We start from the raw sequence: 24,175 nt of genomic DNA, 5'->3' as shown, positions 1-24,175 counted from the left end.
GGGTGCGAATGCACCAGTGCGCCTAGTGCAATTGTGTCGAGACCGCAGGGCAGGTGCCTCGCCAAACTGGCCACCTACCCACTGTTCAAAGGATTTAACATGACCACTGTCTATGAAACCAACCGTTCGCTGTTTCGTGTGTCCTGGGGCTCGGTATTGGCCGGTAGTGCAATTGCCCTGGTGACCTATCTGGTATTGAGCGTACTCGGCACCGCGATTGGCGCCAGCGCGATAGACCCGATGGCCGCGGGTAACCCGCTGAGTGGTTTCGGCACCGGTGCCGGGATCTGGCTGTTTGTCTCGACGCTGCTGGCAATCGGTGCCGGTGCATTCGTGGCCGGGCGTACTGCGCCGGATCGCGGCGGCCTGCACGGCGTGCTGAGCTGGACCATCACCACCTTGCTCACCACCTGGCTGCTGGCCGCGCTGGCCACCAGCGTTGTGGGAGCGGCGGGCAATGTCGTCGGCAAGGGCCTGTCGGCTGCCGGCAGCGGGATCGCCGCCGTGGCGCCGGGTATCAGCGACAGCGTCAAGCAGCAACTGAATGAGCAGGGCATCAAGCTGGACTGGAACAGCCTGCAAGGTCAGCTCGACACACTGCTCAAGCAGAGCGGCAAACCTGAACTGGACCCGGCCAACGTTGAGCAAAAAGCCGATCAGGCGGCTGCGGACGGCAAGCAGTCGGCCAACGATGCCGCGACCAACCCAGCCCAGGCTGGTGATGAATTGAAGCAGTGGTTCGAGCGGGTCAAGGCTTCCGGTGAGCCGGCGTTGAACGCGGCGGACAAGCAGGCACTGGTCAATATTGTTGCGGCCCGTACCGGCAAGAGCCAGGCTGAGGCCACCCAGATTGTCGACAACTACGCCCAGGCCTACCAGCAGGCCGTGCAGAAGGTTGACGAACTGAAGCAACAGGCTGAACAGAAAGCCCGTGAAGCCGGTGAAGTCGCGGCCAAGCAACTGTCCCGTGCTGCGTGGAGCACCTTGTTGATGTTGCTGCTGGGCGCAGCGTTGAGCTTCGGCGTGGGTCGCCTGGCGATTTCCACCCGTCGTGTACCGTTGGCCTGATCATGACCTGAGGTGATTTATGTGGCGAGGGAGCTTGCTCCCGCTGGGCGCTGCGAAGCGGCCCCAAAAAAGAGGGGAGCGCTACGCACTGGAGCGCCAGCCCGGTCCAGCGGCAGCAAGCTCCCTCGCCACAATGCTTCGCTGGCACCAAACATGCTAGTGTCAGCACTCCAACATCCACTGGCAGTGCCTGGCGATGCGCGACATCTACAGCGTCTTCAACTCCAACGGCGCCTATGAAACCGGGGCCCATGCCCACGACGAATTCATGCTGATGGTGCCCGAGCACGGCCTGTTGCGTTTCAAGGATGAAGAAAGCGGGCGCACCACCTCGGTGATCGACCGCCAGTTCGTACTGGTGCCGCCGCAATCCAGCCATTCCTCCTCGTCACTCACCGCCAGCCAGGGCCACGTGGCGTTCTACGTCGACCCCGACTACATGCACTACGCCTTGCGTGACCTGTCCGGTGACGCCAACCGCTTGCTGCGCGTGCCCACCCTGGGCATCTGGCAAACCTCCGCGCCGTTGCACCATCTGCTCCTGGCAAAAAAAGCCTTCAGCCAACCCGACCTGTACATCGACCGCCGCCGCCAGGTGGCCCAGGCCGATCACTTGCTGCTGCTCGAATGCCTGGCGATTTCCCTCAGCCAGCCGAGTCTGCAACGCTCATCTACCGAGCGCCACGGCGCCATGCTGGTGCGTGACGTCAAGGCGTACGTGGAAGGCAACCTCGAACATGCGCCGGGGCTGGATGAAATCGCCGAGACGTTTCACATGTCGCGCCGCCATCTGACCCGGCTGTTCGCGCTGCACACCGGCGAGACGGTGCTGGCGTACGTCCAGCGCCTGCGCCTGGAGCGCGCGCAGACGTTGTTGCGGCACACCCGCATGTCGGTGCTGGAGATCGCCAATAACGTCGGCTATGAGTCACCGTCACACCTGGCCCATGTGTTTCGCCGGGTGCTGGGCGTGTCGCCGGATGAGTGGCGCCGCGGCTGATACCGCCTCAACTTTTTTGATGTCCCGATCCCGCGCATGATCCGGCCCGATCCCGTGCGCCGCAAATCCGTCATCCGTTCATCCTCACCCCGTCAACAACAAACAAGTCCGGCCTACCGGACGAGGAGGGGCGGTGAGTGTAAAACCCTTTATCAGCTTCGCAGGGGTGCAAAAAAGCTTCAAAGTCGAGGGCCGCCAGTTTGTGGCCGTGCGCAACGTATCGCTTGAAGTTCAGCGGGGCGAAATCATCACCCTGGTCGGCCCTTCGGGGTGCGGCAAGTCCACCTTGCTCAACATGACCGCCGGGCTCTTCGGCCCCACGGAGGGCCAGGTGCATTACGACGGCACCGAGGTCAAGGGCGTCAACACCCGTGTCGGCTACATGACCCAGGCCGACCACTTGCTGCCGTGGCGCACCGTGGCCGGCAACATCGCCGTGCCGCTGCAAATCCGCCGCATGCCCAAGTCTCAAATCGACAGCCGCGTCGAGGAGCTGATGGCGCTGGTGGGCCTCACCGGTTTTGGCGAAAGCTACCCCAACCAGCTTTCCGGCGGCATGCGCAAACGCGCGGCCATGGCGCGTTTGATGGCCAGCGACCCGGAAACCCTGCTGATGGACGAACCCTTCGGCGCCCTTGATGCGCAGATGCGCCTGACCCTGCAGACCGAACTCTTGCGCCTGTGCCGCAAGCTCAATAAAACCGTGCTGTTCGTCACCCACGATGTCGATGAAGCCATCGCGCTGGCGGACCGCTGCGTGGTGTTCGCCGGTCGCCCGGGCACCATCGACCATGTGCTCGATATTCCCTTGGGCGGTGAACGCAACCTGGTGCAATTGCGCTCTGACCCACGCTACGTGGAACTCTGCGCCGCCCTCTGGAAACGCTTGGCGCCCGACGTCGCCGGTGCTGCCGATCCCGCCTCATTGGCTCACTCGCTGGAGGTCGTATGATCCAGGTCTATCGCTTGCTGTTCCTGATTTTCCTGCTGGTGTTCTGGGAGTGTGTGTCCCGCTGGTTCGGCGTGGAATTTTTCATCAGCCGGCCTTCGGCGGTGGCGCAAAGCCTGTGGAAAATCCTCATGAACGGGGTGTTCTTCTATCACGCCGGCATCACCACCCTGGAAGCCGTGCTGGGCTTTTTCTTCGGCTCCCTCGCAGGCTTGATCGCCGGTTTGGTGCTGGGCCGCGCCAAGCTGCTGGCGGATATTCTCGACCCGTTCCTGACCGCCTTCTACAGCTTGCCGAAAGTCGCGCTGGCGCCACTGTTCATCCTCTGGTTCGGCATCGGCTTGCCGATGAAAGTCATCCTGACCGCGGCCGTGGTGTTCTTCCTGGTGTTCCTCAACACCTACAGCGGCGTGCGCAACGTGTCCCGCGAGCAACTGACCATCCTGCGCCTGATGGGCGCCAAGGAGCGCGACCTGTTGACCATGGTGGTCATCCCGTCCGCTTTCACCTGGGTATTCACCGGCCTGCGCCTGTCGGTGCCCTATGCGCTGATCGGCGCGCTGGTGGGCGAGATCATCGCCGCCAACCGGGGCCTGGGCTACCTGCTCTCGGATGCAGCCTCGCAGTTCGATACCGCCGGTGTATTTGCCGCACTGGTGGGGATCATCGCCCTCGCGCTGATCCTGAACACGGCGGTGAAGCTGGCAGAACGCAAGTTGATGCCGTGGAAGGCCAACGAAGCGGAACGTGAAGTTGCGGTTTAACCCCTTATTTTTGCGGAGCTTGATCATGTTCAAACCACTGTTCATCGCCAGCGTTTTACTCGCTTCCTGCCTGCCCGCCGCGCAGGCCCGGGACCTGACCAAAGTCACCCTGGCGTTCCCCAGCGAAGGCTTCCTCTATGTGCCGATCTACGTCGCGCAGAAGCAAGGCTACTTCGCCGATGAAGGCCTGAATGTGGACGTCATCGTATTCCAGAAAGGCGGCTCGGCAGCGCTCACCGCCGTGCTGGGGCGTGATGCGGATGCGTACGTCGGCCTGCCCGCCGTCGCGGTGCGCGCCCGCACCAAAGGCCAGAATGTCCAGGCGTTCGCCGCCGTGCAAACCCAGTTCGGCAGCACCGTGGTGATCGACGGTGCCTCGGCGCAAAAGGCCGGCGTGTCGGCCACCTCATCCCTGGCCGCCCGTGCCCAGGCCCTCAAGGGCTTGAAGATCGGCGTCACCGGCCCTGGCAGCACCACCGACATGCTGGTGCGCTACCTGGCCAAGGATGCGGGGCTCAACCCCGACAAAGACTTCACCATCATGCCCATCGGCGGCGCGCCAAACATGCTCGCGGCGTTTTCCCAAGGCAGCATCAACGGCTTCTCGCTGTCGCCACCCACCATCACCACCGCCGAGAAGCAAGGCGGCTTTGTGTTGATGGACCTGGCCAAGGGCGAATACAAACCCCTGGACGGCTTCCTCTTCACTGCGATGATTGCCCGTGAAGACTGGCTGGCCAGCAACAAGGTCACGGCCGAAAAAATGGTCCGCGCCCTGTGGCGTGCCGAACACCTGATTGCCAGCGACCCGGACAAGGCTCGCGAGTCGGTGCGCCCGTATTTCGCCCACACCGACGCCGCCATCTTCAATGCTGCCTGGACCGCTTCGCTGCCGTCCTACCCGGCCACGCCGCGCATCGAGAAAGACGGCGTTGAGAAAAACATTCGCTTCATGAACGCTGTGGAGAGCGACCCGGTCGAACTCGACCCGCAGCAGGTCTACACCAACTCCATCGTCGACGCCGTGGCGCCGACTGTTTCCACCCTTCAGGGAGAGGCGAAATGACGCCCGAGGTTCACCTGGTCAATGTTTTTCCCGCCACCGCCCGTGGCGGCAACCCCGCGCCAACCGTGGCCGTCGCCGATGGCATGAGCGATGCCGACATGCAGCAGGTCGCCCGCGACTATGGCCATGAGTGCGGCTTCGTGTTCGCCGCACCGGTTGGCAGCGAGTTCGATTTTGCCTTGCGCTTCTGGGTGCCCAACCACGAGATGGAAATGTGCGGCCACGCCACCGTGGGAGCGGTGTGGCTGCTGGATCGCTTGGGCATGCTGCACAAGGACCGCCTGACGTTATCGACCCTGAGCGGTCCGGTGGATGCGCGGATCACCGCTGCGGGCACCCCGGATATCCAGGTGGAAATCAGCCAGCCCAAGGGCCAGGTCGAGGCGTTGAACGATGCCGAAGTCGAGGCCGAGATTCTGTCGGTGCTCGGCATCACTTCCAACGAACTGGCACCGCTGCCGATCCAGAACGCTTGCACCAGCCGGGTGAAAACCCTGATCGCGCTGAAAAGCGTGGCGGTACTGGATAGCCTGAAACCGGATTACCGGCGGATGCAGCAACTGTGCGAGCGCATCGGCTCCACCGGTTTGTACCCCTATGCGCCATCGGATCTGGACGGGCGACAATTTGATGCGCGGCAGTTTCCCAAGTCCTCGGGTTACCCGGAAGACGCCGCCACCGGCATCGCGGCTGCCGCGTTGGCGTTTGGCTTGTTGGAGAATGGCCTGGTGACGGCAGATGATCGCCCAGTGCACATCCGCCAGGGCCGGGCCATGGGCCGACCTTCGCAAATCTCCCTGCGGTTTCGCCGGGATGCAGCGGGGCAGGTGCAAGGTTGCTGGCTGGGTGGGCATGTGGAATTTGTCGAGGAACCGGCATGAGCGTGCGCGAAAAACTGCAAGCCCTCGGGCTGGAATTACCCGAAGCGCCGAGCCCCAAGGGGGACTACGTGCCGGTGACGATTCATGGAGGCGTGGCGTATGTCAGCGGGCAGGTTTGTCGGCAGGGTGACAGCGTGATTACCGGGCCGGTGACGGACCAGACCTCTACGGAGTTGGTCAACGAAGCAGGGCAGACCTGTGTGCTGCGGGCCTTGAGCGTGCTGGACCAGGCGGTGGGGCTGGAGAACGTCGAGCGCATCCTGTTCGTTCGCGGGTTTGTGTTTGGCGGGGAAGGTTTCCAGGGCTTCTCCAAGGTTGTCGACGGCGCCTCGCAACTGTTGATTGAGCTGTTTGGCGAGCACGGCCGGCATGCGCGTTCGGCGGTGGGCGTGGCGGGATTACCCAGCAACGGCCTGCTGGAACTGGAACTGACGGCGGTCGTCACTGCCTGAACCACCCACCAAAATGTGGCGAGGGAGCTTGCTCCCGCTGGGCTGCGCAGCAGCCCCAAAACCGATGATCGCAGTGCCTCGGGCATACCGCGTCAACCGGTCCGGGAGCGCTTCGCGCTCCAGCGGGAGCAAGCTCCCTCGCCACAGGATTCGTGTTGCTTTCACCTCTGCAGGAACCCCGGCGAACGAGTAAACTGCCCGCCTTTTATTCTCACGACGAGACGGTGAGCTTTTGAACGCAGGAAAAACCGCAGGGCTGTTGCTGCTCACCGCCTTATTGGCGGGATGCGGCACCTCGCCACCCCGCACCCCCAACGACATCTGCGGCATCTTCCGCGAAAAAGACGATTGGTACGACGCCGCCAAGGTGACCCAGGCGCGCTGGGGCGTGCCGATCCAGGTGCCGTTCGCGATCATGTATCAGGAATCGGGCTTCCGGCAGGACGCCAAGACCCCACGCAAGTACCTGCTGTGGATCATCCCCTGGGGTCGTGTGTCTACGGCCTCCGGCTACGCCCAGGCCAAGGACGAAGTGTGGAGCGACTACCAGAAAAGCACCGGACGCTACGGCGCCAGCCGGCAGGACTTTGACGACGCCATCGACTTTGTCGGCTGGTACATGGACAAGACCTACACCATCAACGGCGTATACAAATACGATGCCTACGGCCAGTACCTGAATTACCACGAAGGCTGGGGCGGTTACCGGCAGCGTACCTACGCGAGCAAAGCCTGGCTGATGCCGGTGGCGGGGAAGGTGCAGGCGCGTTCGCAGATGTATGCGGCGCAATATGCGGGCTGCAAGAATGATCTGGGGCGTGGGTTCTGGAGCCGGTTCTGGCATTGGCTGTGACTTTGGATAGCGGGAGAGCACGATGAGCACCGAACTGGAAATCACCGACATCCGCCTCGGCGACGGCAAAACCGTGGTCAAAGGCGCCCTGATCACCACGCAATACACCGGCACTCTGGAAGACGGCACGGTGTTCGACTCCTCATGGGAACGCGGCAAGCCGTTTCAATGCGTGATCGGCACCGGTCGCGTCATCAAGGGCTGGGACCAGGGGCTGATGGGCATGAAAGTTGGCGGCATTCGCACGTTGTTTGTGCCGGCGCACCTGGCCTACGGCGAGCGCTCGATGGGGGCGCATATCACGCCCAACAGTAATTTGCGGTTTGAGATTGAGTTGCTGGAAGTACTGACGCGGGATGATTGAGGGGCGGTGAACATGGATGTTGTTGAAGCAGCGGAGTTGCCGCGCAGTTCGATAGCGGGCATTCGGGTGGTTGAGCTGACCCTTGAGGATGAAGCCGAGTTGCAGCGCTTTTTCGAAGCAGCCCCGGAATATTTTCTCGCGGTCAACGGTGAGCCAGCCACACCCACGGAGGCTCGGGATGAGTTGACTCTTCAACTGCCCGACACCTGGAGCTACACGCGGATGTATTGGATTGGCTACCGCAATGCCGAAGGGCAGTTGGTTGCGGTGGTGAATGTGGCGTCGGATCTGTTGGCGGTCGGGGTTTGGCATATCGGGTTGCTGTTGGTGGCCACGCCGTTGCATGGCAGCGGTTTTGCGCGGCAGTTGCATGCCGATTTCCAGGATTGGGTAGTGAGCCTGGGCGCACGCTGGTTGCGGTTGACGGTGGTGGTGGGGAACGTCAAGGCTGAGCGGTTCTGGCCCCGGCTTGGGTATGTTCAGGTGCGGACTCGGGATGGCATCGAGATGGGGCGGCAGGTGAATCGGGTTTCCATTCAGGTGAAGGCGTTGGCGGGTGGGGCGATCAATGAGTATTTGGCGCTGGTGGAGCGTGATCGACCGTCTTCTGCGTAGCAGCTGTCGAGCCTGGGAGAGGCTGCGTTCGGCTACTCGGTGGAGTGTCTGGCTTGGTGATCGCAGTGTGGCCGACGCAGCCTCGCTTGGGCTCGACAGCTGCTACGGGGGGGAGAGCTGCGCAGTGGTGCGTACCTGAACCCTCCCTGAAGAACCTGCCCAAACCCATCGGGTAAATTTTCCTACGGTTTACTCTCATTAATTCGGAGCGTAAGCTTCGCGCGTTTTCATCAATAGCGGAGACCCTCAGTGGGTACTTGTTCGAGTGACAGTCGTCGGCCGGTCTCGATAACCGGCACATACTTGGCAAGATAACGCGCATTTTTCCGATGCCGTTGTCTCGCCCAGAAGCGAGAAGCGGCATTTCGATGGCGGCCAGTCCTGGCCCGATTCCGAATTCCCTCTCATCGACGCTTAACAGTACGTGATGCCTTGCATCGCGGTACTGCGGACGCGCCTGTCGTTTGCGACGGGCGGGCCTGTCCTGTCGTGCCCGTGACTCAATCACGGCCCAGGATGGTCGTACCTGGCCGAAGGTTTCCTCGCGTAAGTTTGGCTGGTCATGAATAGGGAAGACGCCTATGCAAGCAATCAACAACATCAACCTCAACTCGCTGATCGACACGCTGGTCAGCCTCACCGCGGCCTTCATTCTCGGTGGCCTGATCGGGTTTGAGCGTCAGTACCGCCAGCGCACGGCGGGGCTGCGCACCAACGTGCTGGTGGCGGTGGGAGCGGCGATTTTCGTCGACATGGCCAACCGCCTGGGCGGCGCCGAAGGGGCGGTGCGGGTCGTGGCCTATGTGGTCTCGGGCATCGGTTTTCTCGGTGCCGGTGTGATCATGCGTGAAGAAGGCAACGTGCGCGGCCTGAATACTGCGGCCACGCTCTGGGCGTCGGCGGCGGTGGGTGCCTGTGCCGGTGCCGACCTGATCCTCGAAGCGCTGCTCGGTACGCTGTTTGTGCTGGCGGCCAACACGCTGCTGCGCCCGATCGTCAATAACATCAACCGCCAGCCACTGGACGTGGTGTCGGCCGAGGTGACCAACATTTTGTATGTGGTAGCCCGGCGTACCCAGCAGAAGGCGGTATTGGCCTTGCTCGAAGCCGAACTCGCTCGCTGCAACTACCCGGCCAGTGATGTGGACGTACGTCCCTTTGGTCCTGAAGAGGTGGAAATCGAGGCGACGCTGGCCGTGACCTCGGTAGACGGCGACGAACTGGATGCGCTGGTGGCGCGTATTTCCACTTCAGCCCTTGTGGTGCAAGCGTTCTGGAGTCCGAGTACCACCGACTAGGCCGCCTTGGCGCCCCCGGGACCGGCTCTTTACTATGCTTATGGTGAGGAAAAGTCCTACATTCAGCTGGGACTATCCCTTCAGTTGTTACGCCGTTCCATTGGTAAGGTTGCGCGCTTGCGACTAGCCAGGCACGCAGGTGCCGCCTACCTAGGGTTATGCGCTGTTCAAATGGAGGGACCCGACTGCTGCTTGTAGGACTGTTCAGTTCCGTTCGTCGGAACTGTCATTTCTCACAGGTAGATAGGTCCCGTGTGATGTGTAACGGTACTGAATCCTCCCAGGGGAGCCTTATGAGCAAAGCTTTAATCGTGGATGACCATCCATTTATCCGCGCAACCGTCCGCTATCTGCTGAAGCAGGAAGGCTTCGACACGATCTTCGAGGCCGGCAACGGCGCCGATGCCATGCAGATTGCCCGGGAGGAACGCCCCGAACTGATCATCCTCGACCTGGCGATGCCGAAGCTGGGTGGCCTGGAGGTGATCAGCCGGATCAAGGCGCTGGGCCTGCCGTGCAAGATCCTGGTGCTGACGTCCTACCTGGCGGTGTTTTTTTCCACCCGCTGCATGCGTGCCGGCGCGATGGGGTTTGTCGCCAAGACCGGCGAGCTGGATGAGCTGCAAAAAGCGATCAAGGCCGTGATGTCCAACTACAGCTGCTTTCCGAGCCTGCCCACCAGCTCGGTGCGCCGCGACGATTTGCAATCCACCGAGCAGGACCTGGTGGCAGAGCTTTCCGACCGCGAGCTGACCGTACTGCAGAAGCTGGCGCTGGGGTTGGGTAACAAGGAAATTGCCGAGGACATGTTGCTCAGCCACAAGACCATCAGCACTTATAAAACCCGACTGAAGGAGAAGCTGCGGATGTCGTCGGTGGTGCATTTGTCCAAGTTCGCCCAGCGCAATCATCTGATCTGAAATGATCAACTTTCGGGTCTTGTGGCTCAGCGCAAGTGTGCTGCTGGGCGCGCTCTGCACACAAGGCCTGGCGCTTGGCGAGCCACGCACCCTGTATCTGTTGGGGCATTCAGTCATTGAAACGCCCGCCGTACGGCTGCATGAAACGCAGTGGAGCTGGCTGCGCGAACGGCGCCGGTTGTTGATGGGGATCTCTGGGCCCGACTACGCACCATTCGAGTTGAGCACCAGCGATGAACTCGAGGGGATTACGGCGGATTACGCGTCGCTGATCGCCGATGCGCTGAACATCACGATAGAAGTGCGCCGCTACGACAATCGCGATGAAGTCATCACCGCGCTCAAGCGTGGCGAGGTGGATTTTGTGGGATCTGCCAACGGCTACGAGGCGGCAGACCCGCAGTTGGTACTCTCGCGCTCCTATGCCATGGATCAACCGACCCTGGTCACCCGCACGGGTGACAGCCAGGGCCTGAGCAGCGACCTGGCCGATAAACGTGTGGCGATGTTTTATCACTACATGCAGCCTGACGCGGTGCAGGCGTTTTACCCCAATGCCCGGATCCAGCTGTTCCCTTCAACCTTCGAGGCCATCGGCGCGGTTGCGTTCGGCCATGCAGATGTTTACCTCGGCGATGCAATCAGCACCAACTACCTGATCAACAGGAACCACCTGAACAACGTCCGCATGGCCGACTTCTCGTCACTTGAGGTCAATCCCTTCGCGTTTGCATTTTCCCGGGACAACGCGCGCTTGCTGCCGATCATCAACGCGGCACTGGCGGTGATCCCGGTCAGCGAGCAGATGGAAATCCTGCGGCGCTGGAGTGCCGGCAACCTTGGGTTCCTGGGGCCGGACCGGTTGCGCTTGAGTGCCAGTGAACAGCGTTGGCTGGACAAGAACCCGAGGATCAAGGTCGCGGTACTCGACAAGTTCCTGCCGGTTTCATTTATCGACAAGCAGGGCGCGTTCGAAGGGTTGAGCGCCGAGGTGCTGGCCCGCATCAGCTTGCGCACGGGATTGAAGTTTGACTTCATTCCCGGCACCTCGATGCTCCGGCAAATCGACAGGGTCAACACCGGTGGTGCAGACATGATCGCGGTGGTCACCCCCAGCGTCGAGCGCACGGACAAGGTACGCATTACCCGGCCTTACCTGACCAATCCGTTTGTGTTGGTCAGTCGCATTGATGACGGCAGCCCCCTTACCCTGGAAGACATGGCCGGCAAGCGCCTGGCGCTGATTGGCAGCAATAGCCTGCAGGAGGGCATCGCCCAGGACTATCCGAGCATCAAGTTCGTGGACGTCGAGAACCCCGAGCACGGCATGGAGCTGGTGGCCGATGGCGGTGCCGATGCCGCCGTCAATACCTTGATCAGCGCCCGCTACATGATTGCCCGCGAGTACCGTGACCGGTTGCGGATCACCAGCACGGTCGGGTCCGAGCCGGCCCGTATAGCCTTTGGCGTCAACCGCAGCCAACTGGAGTTGTATTCGATCCTCGACAAGGCGCTGCTGAGTATTACGCCCCAGGAAATGGACGAATTGGCTGGCCACTGGCGTAGCGAGGTATTGGTTGAAGACAGCTACTGGGCGCGGCACCGCAATGCGATTATTCAAGGTTTCAGCCTGGCGGCGCTGCTGTTGCTGATCACCCTCGGCTGGGCGATTTATCTGCGTCAGCTGATACGCAAGCGCGTCGAGGCCGAACGGGCGCTGAGTGATCAGATGCGCTTTATGGGCGTGCTGATCGACGGCACACCCCATCCGATTTATGTGCGTGATCGCCTGGGCCGGCTGATGGCGTGCAATAGCGCTTACCTTGATGTGTTCGGTTTCAAGCTGGAGGACGTGACCGGTAAAACCGTGGTCGAGACCGACACCGGCAATCGCCCCCAGGCCGAGTCTTTTCATCAGGATTACCTGCGCTTGATGGAGCGGGGCGAGCCACAGATCCAGGACCGCGTGCTCAAGGTGCCGGGCGGTGCGGTCCTGACCATCTACCACTGGATGCTGCCGTACCGCGACGGTAATGAGCAGGTGGTGGGCATGATCGCCGGCTGGGTGGATGTCAGCGAAAGGCAGCAACTGCTCGGCCAGTTGCAGGAGGCCAAGGAGGATGCCGACGCGGCCAACCGCGCCAAGACCACGTTTCTCGCGACCATGAGCCATGAAATCCGCACGCCCATGAACGCCGTGATCGGCATGATCGAACTGGCCCTGAAAGCCGCCGAGCAGAACCGGGCCGACCGCGATGCGCTGGAGGTGGCCGCCGATGCGTCGCGGGGCATGCTGGAATTGATCGGCGATATCCTCGATATCGCGCGTATAGAATCGGGCCACCTGTCCCTGACCCTCGAGCCTTCGAACCTGCACGAGTTGCTGGCGTCGGTGGCGCGGGTTTTCGAGGGGCTGGCGCGGGCCAGGGGCCTGGTACTGCAGGTGGAGCTCGACCCGCTGATTGATCGGTACGTGCTGGTGGACCCGATGCGCTTCAAGCAAGTGGTGTCGAACCTTTTGAGCAACGCGATCAAGTTCACCCCTCACGGCCGGGTGCGGCTTGGCGCGTCCGGCTCGTCGGCGATTGCCAGCGGCTACTTGAACCTAAGGCTGTGGGTGGAAGACACCGGCATCGGCATCAGTGTCGAAGACCAGAAGCGCCTGTTCAACCCGTTTATCCAGGGCAGCAACACTGCGCAATCGGCGCGCAGCGGTTCGGGCCTGGGCCTGGTCATCAGCCGCAACCTGTGCGAGATGATGGGGGGACAATTGCAATTGAGCAGCCTGCTGGGGCAGGGCACTCGGGTGGATGTCACCCTGGAGCTGGCAGTCGCCGACACCACGCTGATGCCGCCCGTACCGGTTGCCGTGGAAACTCCGCCGGCCCACGCGCTGAACATTCTGGTGGTGGATGACTACCCGGCCAACCGGCTGCTGCTGGCCCGGCAATTGAGCTTCCTGGGGCACCGGATCACCACCGCCGAAGATGGCGTCGAGGGGCTTGAGTTGTGGCTGTCCGGGCATTTTGACGGGGTGATTACCGACTGCAATATGCCGTTCAAGGACGGTTATGAGTTGGCGCGGGATATCCGCACCCTTGAGGGCGAGCGTGGCCTGGCGCCGTGCCTGTTGCTGGGGTTTACCGCCAACGCCCAGCCCGAGGAAGCCGAGCGCTGCCGGCAGGCGGGCATGGATGGCTGCCTGTTCAAACCCACCGGGCTTGAGGATTTGCATGCGGCCCTGGCGCGGCGCACGGCCACACCTTCGGTGGCGCCCGGCACCACGGATGAGCTGGCGGCAGACTTTGACTTGAGCCACCTTGAGAAACTGACCGGCGGGGATATCGACGCGGTGAAGGAGTTGCTGGCGCCCTTGCTCGACAGCCTTGAGGCAGACCATGGGCAGTTGGTGAACCTGCAACGCAAGGCAGACTTTGCCGGCCTGCATGACCTGGCCCATCGCACCAAGGGCGGGGCAAAGATGGTCAAGGCCCATGCACTGATGGTTTGCTGCGAGGTATTGGAAAGCGTTTGTGAACGTCAGGCCCGCGACGAATTGGCCAGTGCCGTCGATGGCATGGATGAAGCGCTCGCGCACCTGCACCACGCGCTGTCGGGGTATTGCAATCAGACTTGACCGGTGCGGAGGGGCATTGAGCTGTTTGGGACAACTCCTACGTGAAGGTGGAACATGCCTTATTTAGTCTTCGGAATATGTCTGGAAAATAGTGCGTCCAGTCCTTCACGAGCGCTTCTTGCTCAGGTGTTCGCCATGCCAAACAAAGCACTGACCCTCCTGATCGCCGATGAACAGCATCTGCAACGACTGTACATCGAAAAAATGCTCAACCAACTGGGCTACTACCGCATCGTTCCGGTGCAGACGTTCGAAGAAGTGCGGATCCTCACGGCGATTCCGGCCAGGCCGTTCGATGTGCTGATCATCAACGCCGGGCTGGCAGACAGCGACGGCGGGGTGCTGGCCTTCCAGGAACAGCACCCGCAGATTCGCCATGTGCTGGTCTACGATATCGGCGAACTGGGCACGCCGGCCGCCGCACCAACCCTGCTGGTGCGCCTGCCGGGTACCCCGGACAGCATCAACCTTGAACACTTCATGGACATCATCGACCCGCCGTCAGCCACCGACGGGTTGCGGGTGTTGCCGTGGCTGCGGGAGTTGTCCGGCAGCCCTGCGGCTTAGTCCCAGTTCGGCGCGATGCCTTTGGGGCTGGTCAGCCGATGGCCACGCTCCAGGGCGGCGATCTGCGTCATGTCAGCGTCACTCAGGGTCAGGTCCAGAGCCTTGAGGTTGCTGGCCAGGTTGGCGCGCTTGGTCGACGACGGGATCACCGCGTAGCCCAGTTGCATGGCCCACGCCAGGGTCACTTGCGCCGGGGTTGCCTGATGACGTTCGGCGATCTGCTGGATCACCGGGTCCTTCAGCACTTCGCCGTAGGCCAGGGTCATGTAGGAAGTGATCTGGATGCCATGGGCCTTGGCAAACTCCGCCACGGTGCGGTTTTGCAGGTACGGGTGCAGTTCCACCTGGTTGGTCGCGATGTGCTCGGCACCGACGGCGGCAATTGCCTGCTTCATCAGGTCGACGGTGAAGTTGGAAATACCGATCTGACGGGTCAGGCCCTGGCGCTTGGCTTCCAGCAACTGGCCCATGAACTCGGCGACCGGTACCTGGTCTTCCGGCGATGGCCAGTGGATCAGGGTCAGGTCCAGGTAGTCGGTCTGGAGTTTGCGCAGGCTTTCCTTGAGGCTGGGAATCAGCTGGCCTTCGGCGAAGTTGGCGATCCAGATCTTGCTGGTGATGAACAGTTCGTCCCGTGGGATGCCGCTGTCGGCGATGGCCTGGCCGACGTCGGCTTCGTTTTCGTAGATTTGTGCGGTGTCGATGACGCGATAGCCCAGCTCCAGGCCGGTGCTGACGGAGTCGATGACGACCTGGCCTTGCAGGCGGAACGTGCCTAGGCCGAATGCGGGAATGGACATGAGTGACTCCTGAAGTGATGTGAACAATGGAGTCGAGTATCGGCCTCTCGTTCCTTCGGAAAAACCGCTGAATCCGAAAAGGACTCTTTACCAAAAGTCATGAGTGGCCGGTGGGTGGCCACACGATATCCCTCGAGAGCGGTCTTACCGGGTAGATGCGGGGGGCTGTCGGACATTTCGGGCGTCGCTTGATAAGGGGCGCCTCTTTTAACCAGCAGGAGCTAGCGCAAGGACCAAATGCTCAAGGCCTTACAGCACCGAGAAACCTTGAGCAGCGGTCTGAACAGTCGAGTTCAGGGTGAACCGTCCTTGAGGGTCTGGAAGGCTTTTACGCGCTTGACCAGGCTTTTCTTGCTGGCCGAATCGGCACTGTTGAACAGGAACGAAAAGTCCGAGGCCAGGGTCGAGCTGCCGGCGATGGTCGCGTACTGGTGACAGGCATTGCAGTTATCGCCCTGGACGTAGGTCTCCAGGGTGGTGTTGGCCACCGGTACGTTGCCCTGGCTGATAAACGGCCCGTAGGACAGCGGCACTTGCGCACTGACACCCGGTTCCGGCTGGGTGGGCGGGTTGGGGGTGAGGGTCCAGAGTACGTTGATCAGTTTGTAGTACTGGAACACCGACTTGCCCTGGCTCTGCTGGGCGAAATTGGCCTGCACCGCGCCGTTAAGCGCCTGCAGTTCAGTGGGCAGCGGATGTTCCCGGGTGGTCTGCACGGGTTGGTCCCGTGGAAACGGCTCGGTGCAGTCGCGGTCCGGATGCTGCTGCTTGCACTGGATACGCGCCACGTTCGGCGTGCATTCGGGGCCGGTGCCGCAGTTCGGGTTGTTGAAGGCAAAGCTGTCGGGCGGCGTTTGTTGTGGCGGCACCTGGTCGGGTTCCGGCACGTTGTCTACCTGCTCGAAGGTGGTCCAGATGAAGTTGGGCGAGGCCTGGGTCTTGTTGATGATATGCAGGCCCACCAGGCCCACCACTTGCTGGGTGCACTGCAAGGTGGCCGGGTTTTTGAGCCAGGCGACGGTGGTCAGGTAACGTCCGTAGAGCTCGGGTTTGCCGGTGAGGATTCGCCATGCTGCCTTGACCTCCAGAGCTCCCAGTTGCTCCTGCGGCACCGGGTTGGGCGGCAGCGAGCGCATGGGTTCACCGATGGGCAAGGACAGCCCGCCGGGGTTCTGGTTGTCGAGGTTCTGCGCGACTTTCAGCTGGTTGGCCGCGTCGTACAGCCCTTTGCTGACGATGTAGTCGAACTCGGCCTTGCCCACCTTGCGTTCAAAAAACACCAGGTTCTGCGACTGGTCCGTCAGCCAGCCGCCGGAGGCTTCCATGATCGGGTCCGGAATCGAGGCCAGGGTGCCGCTGGACAGGTGAAACCCATGCCGCGCGTTGATCGCGCTTTCGGAGGTGGCGGTCATGAACTTGCGCGCCCCCACCGACATCGCCCTGAGGCTGCCCTGGGTGCTGCAATTGGACGGCACCAGGGTTTGCACGCCCCAGCCGGTGGGCGCGGGCGCGCCGGGCAGGAAGATATCGTTGGCATCCTTGTAGCTGGCCCATACCGGCGCCACGCTCATCGGCTGCCCGGAGGCAGTCGGTACGCCGAATTGCGCCAGGGTACTGTTCATGTCCGGCTCACCCGCGAGGGCAGGTGTGGCTGGCCAACCGGGATTCACCGGCCAGTTCAGGGCAATGAACAACTGCCAGCCAAAGCAATTCATGAAGCTCTGGCCGGTGGCGTTGAAGTTGTTGATCGGCAGGAAGCCGCCGCTTTTCGGGTTGAACACCAACTGTTGCTGCACGCAAGCGTCGGCGTCGGAAGTGGGGGATGCGTAGGCGGCCTGCATGGCGAACAGGCTCAGCACCACACTGGTCAGCAGCGATAAAACACTCAAGCGTAACCTGGACATCATCGCGCTCCTTGCAAGCAGGTAAAGCCGCACCCTGGGTGGGTGCGGCTGATGGGCTGTATCAGTCAGGCGCCAGGCACCAGCGCCAATCCGGATTCCCATGGGTGTTCCGCCGCGCTGGGGTTATCGGCTTCGCCCGGGTTGAGGGCGCGCACTGTCACCAGCCCCGGTGCGGCAGTGGGGCTTACGGTGATGGTCAGCAGGTAGCCCTGGGTGCCACCGGAGTTGGTTTGCCCGGGGATGGCCGAGGCATCCGGCAGGAACTTTGTGACCTGCGCCGTCACCCCAGGATTGGAGAATTGCACCCGCGCCGTCTCGGCGGTGGTCTTGAGGTCGGCGCCTTGCACCACCAGGGCAAACTGCCCGCTGGTGCCGGGTGCCAGCCAGGCCGGCAGGTCGGTGGGTGACTGCCCGTAGAACAGGTCCAGCGGCAGCAGCTGTACCGGCCAGGGTTGCACGCCGTTGACCCGGTCCGTCACGCACGGGCAGGAATCCGGCGTCGGGCTGATGGGCGTGGTTGTCACACTCAGGCCCACCAGCAACTGCTGGGCAATCACCCACACGTAGTCGATCGGCTGGCCGCTGATGGTGATGTCGTTGATCGAAAACCCGGCGCTGACCGGCACTTCAAACACCGCTTGCAGAATCTGGTCGGAGCCGTTGGCGGCGGACTTGGCGGTGCCACGGGTGATTTTCCAGTACTGGCTGACGTCCTGGCCCTGGGGGCCTTTCCACGCCGAGAAGTCGGTGGGTTGTTGCAGGTACAGGCCGATGGGGTTGGTCAGCGACAGCCGGTTATTCACTGCCACGCTGTTGGCCGAGAAACCGATATGCGGATCGGAGTTGCGGTAGTTCTGCCCGTATTGCGCGCAGCAGATCAACGCCTGGGAATTCTGGCTGCTGCTCAATGGCCGCAGGATGGTCGCCGCGGCAGCCAGGTACACCTCGGCGCTCAGGGTGTTGGGGCCGGAGGTCAGGTGCATCGCGCCGCCGTACTGGCCAGGCACACAGGCGGTGCCGGCGTTCCATTTGTTGACGGTGTCGTAGGCCGGTTGACCGGTGGTGGGGTCGATGACCGGGTCGCCGGCCTTACCGGTCGGGCAGTCGGCGGTGTAGCGCAGGTACAGGTCTTCGAGTTGCACCTGTGGGTCGATGTAGTCGCGATACAGCCCCAGTACAGCAGTCGGATCGATGCGCCACATGGCCAGGAAATACGCCGGGTTTTCGCAAGTGAAGGTGATCTTGCGCATGTTGCCGTCGGCATCACGCACGATGGACCACTCGCAATATTCGTCAAGCCAGCCACGGGGGCCCGAAGGCGAGAAATCCTTGTACTTGCCTTGCCAGTCGATGCTCGGGCAGCGAGTGACGGGCAGTTGCAGCAGGGTGCCTTGCTTGTTCGGGTCGTAGAGCATGTACAGGGTGTTGTTGATCGTAATCTGGCCGTTGTCGGTCAGCTCCATCACCTGTTGCATGGACATGGCCTTGCCGCCCAACTGTGGAATCACCGCCGTGCCGTTGTTGTAGAAAAACGTCCACAGCCGATTGGGGAAGGGCGCCCAGGTAATCGCCGGCGGCGTGGTGGGGCCGTAGCCTTCCACCAGTGGGTTGTAATAGCCCGAGCGCGGCGCGTCATTGAGGCCCGACCACGGGTTGCCGATGATCGCAGACTGGGTCCAGCCGGTGAGGTCGTTGTTCCAGTCGGTTTCAAACTGCGGCAACTGGTTTTCCAGGCCCAGCTTGTTGTAGTCCTTGGGAGCTTGCCCGGCGGGAGAGGTGAATTGTTTGAAGGGTGTGCTCATGTCGATTCTCCAGGTGTTGTTGTGGTGGAAACGGAGCAGCAACCGGCACTGGGAGCAGGGCCGGCGACGGTTTGGCGCGGGTCGTCCCACACCAGTTGGGCGATAAAGCCAGGCAGCGGCGCGTACTCTTGCGGCGTCAACACCCGGGCACTATCGAGATGGGTCACCACCACGGATAACTGCGTGGTGTCAGTGGGGCGAAGGTTCAATGCGGCAGCAGTGCGCGCGGCATTCAGCGCGCGTGACACGCCATGGGTGATGCAGCGGCCCTTGTCATCCACCAGGCCCATGCCGATGCGACTGAAGCGCCCGACATAGTGCGGATTGTCGGCGCTCACCTGCTGCGGCGTGGCGTCGGGCTGGTTGAGGAATACGTCGATCAGGTAGGTGTCGTGGGTGCAGCGCACATGGTCGAACACCACCCACGGGCCCAGGCTTGCGGTTTGTTCCTGCGCTTGCATCGGCGTCGAACTTTGCTGGCAGCAGGCTTTTGCGACCGGGCGGCGGGTGCCAAAGGGCGGGGCGACGGGCACACCGTAGTCATAGCCGATATGCCGACTGTCCTGGGCCATGTCCCCCAGGGTGGTGTAGCGCCAGGCGTCGGCACTGGTGAAGGTGACATCGTCGGCCTCGCTGCCGGCAAACGGCTGGAGCAGGCACTGGGTGGTGTACTGCGCTGCCGGGTGGGCGCGGATCCAGACCTCCAGCATCCGGTCGATATTGGCGTGGTAGGAGCTGAACACCGGGTCGAACGCGGTGTAGGCGTTGTCGGCCATGTCGCCGCCGATCCAGCCGTGATAGTTGTCGTGGGGCTGCTCGTAGAGCCCGTCGAAATTCAGCGCGCGGTTGGGGTACAGGTCATCTTCCTGGGGGGGATCAAACACCGGGATGTTCGCCCAGGGATAACCTGGCACGCCCTGGGGCTGGCTGAAGGTGTTGAACTTCAGGGCATCGACCACCTGTTGCTGGAAAATCCGGCTCATGCCGTACAACTGGGTGCGTTCGACGCGCTGCGTCTCGCCCTGGGTGTAGAACAGCGGGTTGCGTTGCACGAAGCGGCAGTCCACACCGGGTACCCTGGCCTTTTCACAGACCTTCGAACAACCGTCCTTGGCAGCGGCGTAGCGCAACGGATTAGGGCGAACCTCGCCGGTGTGCGGGTGCACGTAGGTTTCATCGAGAAACGCCTGGGGCAAGCCGGCCTGGGGGCTGCCGTCGACACTGGCGTCTTCGGCCATCCAGTCCCAGTAGGGAATGGGGCAGTCGATCAGCGCTTCCAGGTACAGCAGATAGGCCCGGTGCCACAGGGCAAACGCTTCCTGGTAATGCAGGCACCAGTTGGTGTGGATATAGGCGTAACGCTGCCACGGGGAGCCGCTGTCGGCGTTGGCCACCTGCATTACGTCATCGAGGCGTGAGCGGTACAGGTTCAGTTGTTCCTGTGTCAGTGCGCGAATGTCCTGGCGCACGCGTTTGACCGGGTGGGGCAGGTCGGGTGGGGGAATGCGTTCTGCCTCGTCGAACGGTGAGGCGGGAGTGAGGCGCCAGCCCTGGTTGACCCACAGCCTGAAGGTTTCCAGCGCGTCGATGGGCCAGAACTGCTGCTGGTCGAGGGTCAGCGGCATGCTGCGGGAGGCCAGGTGCTGGTAGATGGTTTCGGACCAGGTCTTGACGGAGGCGGGGTCTTCGAGGAATACGAAGTAGGCGTTCATGCAGCCCACCCAGGAGGCGGCGACGGCGGCGCGTTGCTCTTGGGGGATCCAGTAGGGGGCGCTGAATAGGCCGTGGATATCGGTGGCCCATGTCGGTTTCGCGACTATCATAAGATCCCTCTCATGCGGCCCCGGTGCCTGATTTGGCTGGGCTGCTAAGCTGGATTGATGTTAGTGCGCCACCGCGCAGGATTTGTGCAAATTGGTGGGTGTTTACGGTGGATTCATTGCAGTTTTTTCAAGGAAGATATGGAAAAAATGACAGATGCCATGGATTTGAAGATTCTGGGGAAATTGCAAAGGGATTGCAGTCAGAGTCTGGAGTTGTTGAGTGACAGTGTCGGGCTGTCTTCAACCAGTTGTTACCGGCGTATCAGGCGGTTGGAGAGTGTCGGGATCATCAAGGCCAAGGTGGCGGTGCTGGATGAGCGCAAGCTTGGGATTCAGGTTACGGCGTTCTTCCTGATCAAGCTTGATAGGGACAGCAATGATATCGACCGCAAGATGCAGCATATCCTGGCGAGTCATCCGGAGATTCAGGACTGTTATCTGCTGACCGGGGAGTTTGATTTTGTGATGGTGGCGAAGTTTCGGGATGCCACTGAGTACACTGATTATATCTATCGGTTTTTAGAGATTTATCGGGATATTCCGATTCGTACTTATTCGTCTACTTTGGTGGTCAGGACGGTTAAGAAGTCTTATGAGTTGCCGTTGCCGGGGTCTTTGGTTTGAGTACATCTCCGTTTCTTCGGTAACGGCCGCTTATGGTTCCGCTCTTACAGCGGGTCACTTTTGGCAAACGCCCGGAATGCCGGCCCAGCCAAAAGTAACCAAAAGGTCTCTGCCCCACCACTCGGTGCCTCGCCTAGGCTCGGCATGCCCGCACTCCGTGGTTCTGCTTTTCTGTGGGAGCTGGCTTGCCTGCGATGCAGACAACTCGGTTTTTCAGATACACCGAGGCGATGCCATCGCAGGCAAGCCAGCTCCCACATTTGAACCGTGCCCGCTTTAGCTTTTGATTTTGCTTCACAACACTCCAAAAGTGAGCCGCTGTAAGAGCGGAACCAATACCAGCCCTGACCGCAGCAACGGATATGCCCACCTCACCCCGCCCCAAAAAAGAAGCTTTTATGACAAAAGTTCGGTAGTCCCCAGCGACCCCCGTCTTGGCTATGTAACGCGCTCAACACCGCCAAAAAAGGCGACGTCAGAGCCGCAAGCAGGATGCCAGGAGTGGGGCGAATGGGAACTATGGAACGTTACTCGAAAGTCGGCATGCAGGAGCTCGACCAGCGCCTGTCAAAGATCGTCGAAGCCGCACGCAAAAAACCGGTCTCGGTCTACCGCTATGGCGCACCGTGGGTATGGATCGTCTCCCAGGACGACTGGCAAGGCGCGCTCAAGGAAGTCTCCAGCTACATCCCCGCAGGCCATTCGCTGGTCTTGTTGCGCCCGCAGATCGACGACATCCTCGACCTCCACCGCGACCTGCTCCAGGCCCAACCCGGCACCCAGATCGCCCCCCAGACCGTCTTGCAGATCCTGCTGCTGCAACTCCTGTACTCAGTCCCCAACGAACAGCAACTGCACGAACAACTCAACTACAACCTGCTGTTCCGCTGGTTCGTCGGCCTCGACCTGAACCAGAAAGTCTGGGGCATCAACCTCCTGCAACGCGACATCGCCACGTTCCTGAACAACCCGCAGGCGGTGCAGTTGATCCAGAAAATCATTGGTGAAGTGTTCTGTGGCGCCTTGCTGCACATGCCGGAGTTCTCCCTGAACTTCGCCCTGCTGCACACCTGGCTCGCCCGGCATGGCAACACCTCGATATCCAGCAATTGAACGGGCCAAACGCCGGGCAAACGGCGACGGCAATCATTCTTAGTAGACCAGGGGGCGGTGTGGAGCATCTGTTCAAATCAACGCTGGCGCTGTGCTGGCTGACGCTGGGTGCACTGGCGCAACCGCTACAGGCCGAAGAGCAGGGCACCCAGCCCGAGCCTCCGGCACGGCTGGTGGACGTCAACGAGTACTTCGTGCGCGGCAACACCGTGCTCGACGCTCGTGCGATCGAAGAGGCGGTGTACCCGTTTCTCGGCCCGCAAAAGACCCTCGCCGACATCGAAGGCGCCCGGGATGCCTTGCAGAAGATCTATCAGGCACGCGGCTATCAATCGGTGTTCGTCGAACTGCCGGAGCAGAAGGTCGATGACGGAATCGTCTACCTGCAGGTCAGCGAAACCAAGGTCGGGCGCGTCCGCGTGGTCGGCGCCAAGCACTATTCGCCGGTGGAAATCCGCGACGAAGTACCCGGCTTGAAGGAGGGCGCGGTTCCGGATTTCACCAGCGTGCAAACCCAACTCGCCGGCCTCAATCGCAGCGCCGGGCGGCAGGTCACGCCGCTGGTCCGCGAAGGCCAGCGCCCCGGCACCATGGACGTCGACCTGCAGGTGGAAGACCAGAACCCCTGGCACGCCAGCCTCGGCCTGAACAACGACTACAGCGCCGACACCAAGGAGCTGCGCAGCGTCGCGACCCTGGGTTACGACAACCTCTGGCAACTGGGCCACAGCATTTCCCTGACCTACTTCACCGCGCCCCAGGACAGCGACAACGCCAAGGTCTGGTTGGGCTCCTACACCGCGCCGCTGACTGATCGCTGGAGCCTGCAGTTCTCCGGTTATCAGTCCGACAGCAACATCGCCACCATCGGCGGCAGCAACGTGTTGGGCAAGGGCCATTCCTACGGCGTGTCGGCGATCTACAGCCTGCCGGCCAGTGGCAATTGGGCCAATTCGTTCTCTGCCGGGGTCGACTTCAAGGACTTCAAGGAGCAGATGAAGTTTGGCGGCAGTACGGACGATATCCCGCTGAAGTACGCACCGCTGACCTTTGGCTACAACGGCTACCGCTACACCGAGCAGTCGCAATTGGGGCTGGGCTTGAGCCTGGTGGTGGGTACCCGCGCGTTCTTCGGCTACGGCAGCGACGCCGAGGAGTTCCAGTACAAGCGTGACAAGGCCAGCCCGAGTTTTGCGGTGCTCAAGGGTGACCTGAATTACACCTACACCTTCGGCAACGACTGGCAGTCGGCGTCCAAGGCCGGCTTCCAGCTGGCCTCGGGGCCGCTGGTGTCCAACGAGCAATATTCCGCCGGCGGTGCTACGTCGGTACGCGGGTATCTCGCCGCCGAGCGCACCGGCGACGAAGGCTACCTGTTGTCCCAGGAGCTGCGCACGCCGTCCCTGGCCAAGTTTCTCGGCAGCTACGTGCAGGAGTGGCGCTTCTACGCGTTCGCCGAAGGCGCACGCCTGCGCCTGCATGACCCGCTGCCCGAGCAGGAAGACGAATACAGCCTGGCCAGTGTCGGCCTCGGCACCCGCGCCAGTTTGAGCAAGTGGTTGTCCGGCAGCCTGGATTGGGGCTACCCGCTGCTTGAAGGCCCAAATACCCAGAAACAGGACTCGCGACTGCACTTCAGTGTGCAGGCGACTTTCTGACCCCTTTTTTCGGAGAC

Annotated in this window: 21 protein-coding genes; 17 read left to right on the top strand and 4 right to left on the bottom strand. The window is 61.8% G+C overall.

All coding sequences use genetic code 11. From position 1 onward, the window contains the following. Window positions 1-99 precede the first annotated feature (99 nt). The 14 genes from QF039_RS16130 (at window position 100) to QF039_RS16065 (ending at window position 14,434) form a co-directional block, all read left to right on the top strand. Window positions 100-1,068, top strand: a complete 969-nt coding sequence (locus QF039_RS16130) for a hypothetical protein (protein WP_003211580.1) — start codon at window positions 100-102, stop codon at window positions 1,066-1,068. A 196-nt stretch (window positions 1,069-1,264) separates the two neighbouring features. Beyond that, a complete protein-coding gene (locus tag QF039_RS16125) occupies window positions 1,265-2,068 on the top strand; it encodes an AraC family transcriptional regulator (RefSeq protein WP_003211578.1) in 804 nt (267 codons plus the stop codon). 133 nt (window positions 2,069-2,201) lie between these two features. Then, window positions 2,202-3,020, top strand: a complete 819-nt coding sequence (locus tag QF039_RS16120; protein WP_307519431.1) for an ABC transporter ATP-binding protein — start codon at window positions 2,202-2,204, stop codon at window positions 3,018-3,020. Next, window positions 3,017-3,781: an ABC transporter permease gene (locus QF039_RS16115; RefSeq protein WP_008435867.1), complete on the top strand. Its 765-nt coding sequence runs from the start codon at window positions 3,017-3,019 to the stop codon at window positions 3,779-3,781. The genes QF039_RS16120 and QF039_RS16115 overlap by 4 nt, the downstream gene beginning before the upstream one ends. A 25-nt stretch (window positions 3,782-3,806) precedes the next feature. Further along, window positions 3,807-4,847 carry an ABC transporter substrate-binding protein gene (locus tag QF039_RS16110; RefSeq protein WP_102369372.1) on the top strand — a complete coding sequence of 347 codons (1,041 nt, stop codon included), beginning with the start codon at window positions 3,807-3,809 and terminating at the stop codon, window positions 4,845-4,847. Beyond that, window positions 4,844-5,728, top strand: a complete 885-nt coding sequence (locus tag QF039_RS16105; protein ID WP_003211571.1) for a PhzF family phenazine biosynthesis protein — start codon at window positions 4,844-4,846, stop codon at window positions 5,726-5,728. Before QF039_RS16110 ends, QF039_RS16105 begins: the two co-directional genes overlap by 4 nt. After that, window positions 5,725-6,180, top strand: coding sequence for a RidA family protein (locus QF039_RS16100; RefSeq protein ID WP_102604868.1), 456 nt, complete (start codon window positions 5,725-5,727; stop codon window positions 6,178-6,180). Before QF039_RS16105 ends, QF039_RS16100 begins: the two co-directional genes overlap by 4 nt. A 232-nt stretch (window positions 6,181-6,412) precedes the next feature. After that, window positions 6,413-7,033 carry a hypothetical protein gene (locus QF039_RS16095; protein ID WP_023658938.1) on the top strand — a complete coding sequence of 207 codons (621 nt, stop codon included), beginning with the start codon at window positions 6,413-6,415 and terminating at the stop codon, window positions 7,031-7,033. A 22-nt stretch (window positions 7,034-7,055) separates the two neighbouring features. After that, window positions 7,056-7,397, top strand: a complete 342-nt coding sequence (locus QF039_RS16090; protein ID WP_003211564.1) for an FKBP-type peptidyl-prolyl cis-trans isomerase — start codon at window positions 7,056-7,058, stop codon at window positions 7,395-7,397. A 12-nt stretch (window positions 7,398-7,409) separates the two neighbouring features. Further along, the gene (locus QF039_RS16085; protein ID WP_307519423.1) at window positions 7,410-8,012 is read left to right on the top strand and encodes a GNAT family N-acetyltransferase; all 603 of its coding nucleotides are present in this window, start codon (window positions 7,410-7,412) and stop codon (window positions 8,010-8,012) included. A gap of 581 nt (window positions 8,013-8,593) precedes the next feature. Beyond that, the gene (locus tag QF039_RS16080; protein ID WP_003211562.1) at window positions 8,594-9,310 is read left to right on the top strand and encodes an MgtC/SapB family protein; all 717 of its coding nucleotides are present in this window, start codon (window positions 8,594-8,596) and stop codon (window positions 9,308-9,310) included. A gap of 293 nt (window positions 9,311-9,603) precedes the next feature. After that, the gene (locus tag QF039_RS16075) at window positions 9,604-10,230 is read left to right on the top strand and encodes a response regulator transcription factor (RefSeq protein WP_003211560.1); all 627 of its coding nucleotides are present in this window, start codon (window positions 9,604-9,606) and stop codon (window positions 10,228-10,230) included. A gap of 1 nt (window position 10,231) precedes the next feature. Beyond that, the gene (locus tag QF039_RS16070) at window positions 10,232-13,867 is read left to right on the top strand and encodes a transporter substrate-binding domain-containing protein (protein WP_102604872.1); all 3,636 of its coding nucleotides are present in this window, start codon (window positions 10,232-10,234) and stop codon (window positions 13,865-13,867) included. 135 nt (window positions 13,868-14,002) lie between these two features. Further along, window positions 14,003-14,434, top strand: coding sequence for a chemotaxis protein CheY (locus tag QF039_RS16065; protein ID WP_307519419.1), 432 nt, complete (start codon window positions 14,003-14,005; stop codon window positions 14,432-14,434). Here the strand turns inward: QF039_RS16065 and dkgB are convergent. The 4 genes from dkgB to QF039_RS16045 form a co-directional block, all read right to left on the bottom strand. Then, a complete protein-coding gene (gene dkgB, locus QF039_RS16060; protein ID WP_008435855.1) occupies window positions 14,431-15,234 on the bottom strand; it encodes a 2,5-didehydrogluconate reductase DkgB in 804 nt (267 codons plus the stop codon). The two genes, QF039_RS16065 and dkgB, sit on opposite strands and share 4 nt — an antisense overlap. Window positions 15,235-15,527: 293 nt before the next feature. Then, window positions 15,528-17,138: a hypothetical protein gene (locus QF039_RS16055; protein WP_008435854.1), complete on the bottom strand. Its 1,611-nt coding sequence runs from the start codon at window positions 17,136-17,138 to the stop codon at window positions 15,528-15,530. Window positions 17,139-17,203: 65 nt separating this feature from the next. After that, window positions 17,204-18,940: a hypothetical protein gene (locus QF039_RS16050; protein WP_102606333.1), complete on the bottom strand. Its 1,737-nt coding sequence runs from the start codon at window positions 18,938-18,940 to the stop codon at window positions 17,204-17,206. Beyond that, window positions 18,937-20,763, bottom strand: coding sequence for a tyrosinase family protein (locus QF039_RS16045; protein ID WP_307519417.1), 1,827 nt, complete (start codon window positions 20,761-20,763; stop codon window positions 18,937-18,939). The genes QF039_RS16050 and QF039_RS16045 overlap by 4 nt, the downstream gene beginning before the upstream one ends. Before the next feature lie 159 nt (window positions 20,764-20,922). Here QF039_RS16045 and QF039_RS16040 point away from each other — a divergent pair, with 159 nt between their 5' ends. From QF039_RS16040 to QF039_RS16030, 3 genes are all read left to right on the top strand, one after another. Continuing rightward, the gene (locus QF039_RS16040; RefSeq protein WP_032899475.1) at window positions 20,923-21,387 is read left to right on the top strand and encodes an Lrp/AsnC family transcriptional regulator; all 465 of its coding nucleotides are present in this window, start codon (window positions 20,923-20,925) and stop codon (window positions 21,385-21,387) included. 519 nt (window positions 21,388-21,906) lie between these two features. After that, complete coding sequence (locus tag QF039_RS16035) at window positions 21,907-22,500, top strand: transposase (protein ID WP_087694077.1); 594 nt, start codon at window positions 21,907-21,909, stop codon at window positions 22,498-22,500. 59 nt (window positions 22,501-22,559) lie between these two features. Then, window positions 22,560-24,158 carry a ShlB/FhaC/HecB family hemolysin secretion/activation protein gene (locus QF039_RS16030; RefSeq protein WP_307519415.1) on the top strand — a complete coding sequence of 533 codons (1,599 nt, stop codon included), beginning with the start codon at window positions 22,560-22,562 and terminating at the stop codon, window positions 24,156-24,158. The last annotated feature ends 17 nt before the right edge of the window (window positions 24,159-24,175 follow it).

Source organism: Pseudomonas sp. W2I6 (genome assembly GCF_030815935.1).
Taxonomy (GTDB): Bacteria; Pseudomonadota; Gammaproteobacteria; order Pseudomonadales; family Pseudomonadaceae; genus Aquipseudomonas.
Note: the sequence above shows the minus strand (reverse complement) of the source record. Positions and strands in the feature narration are given on the sequence as shown.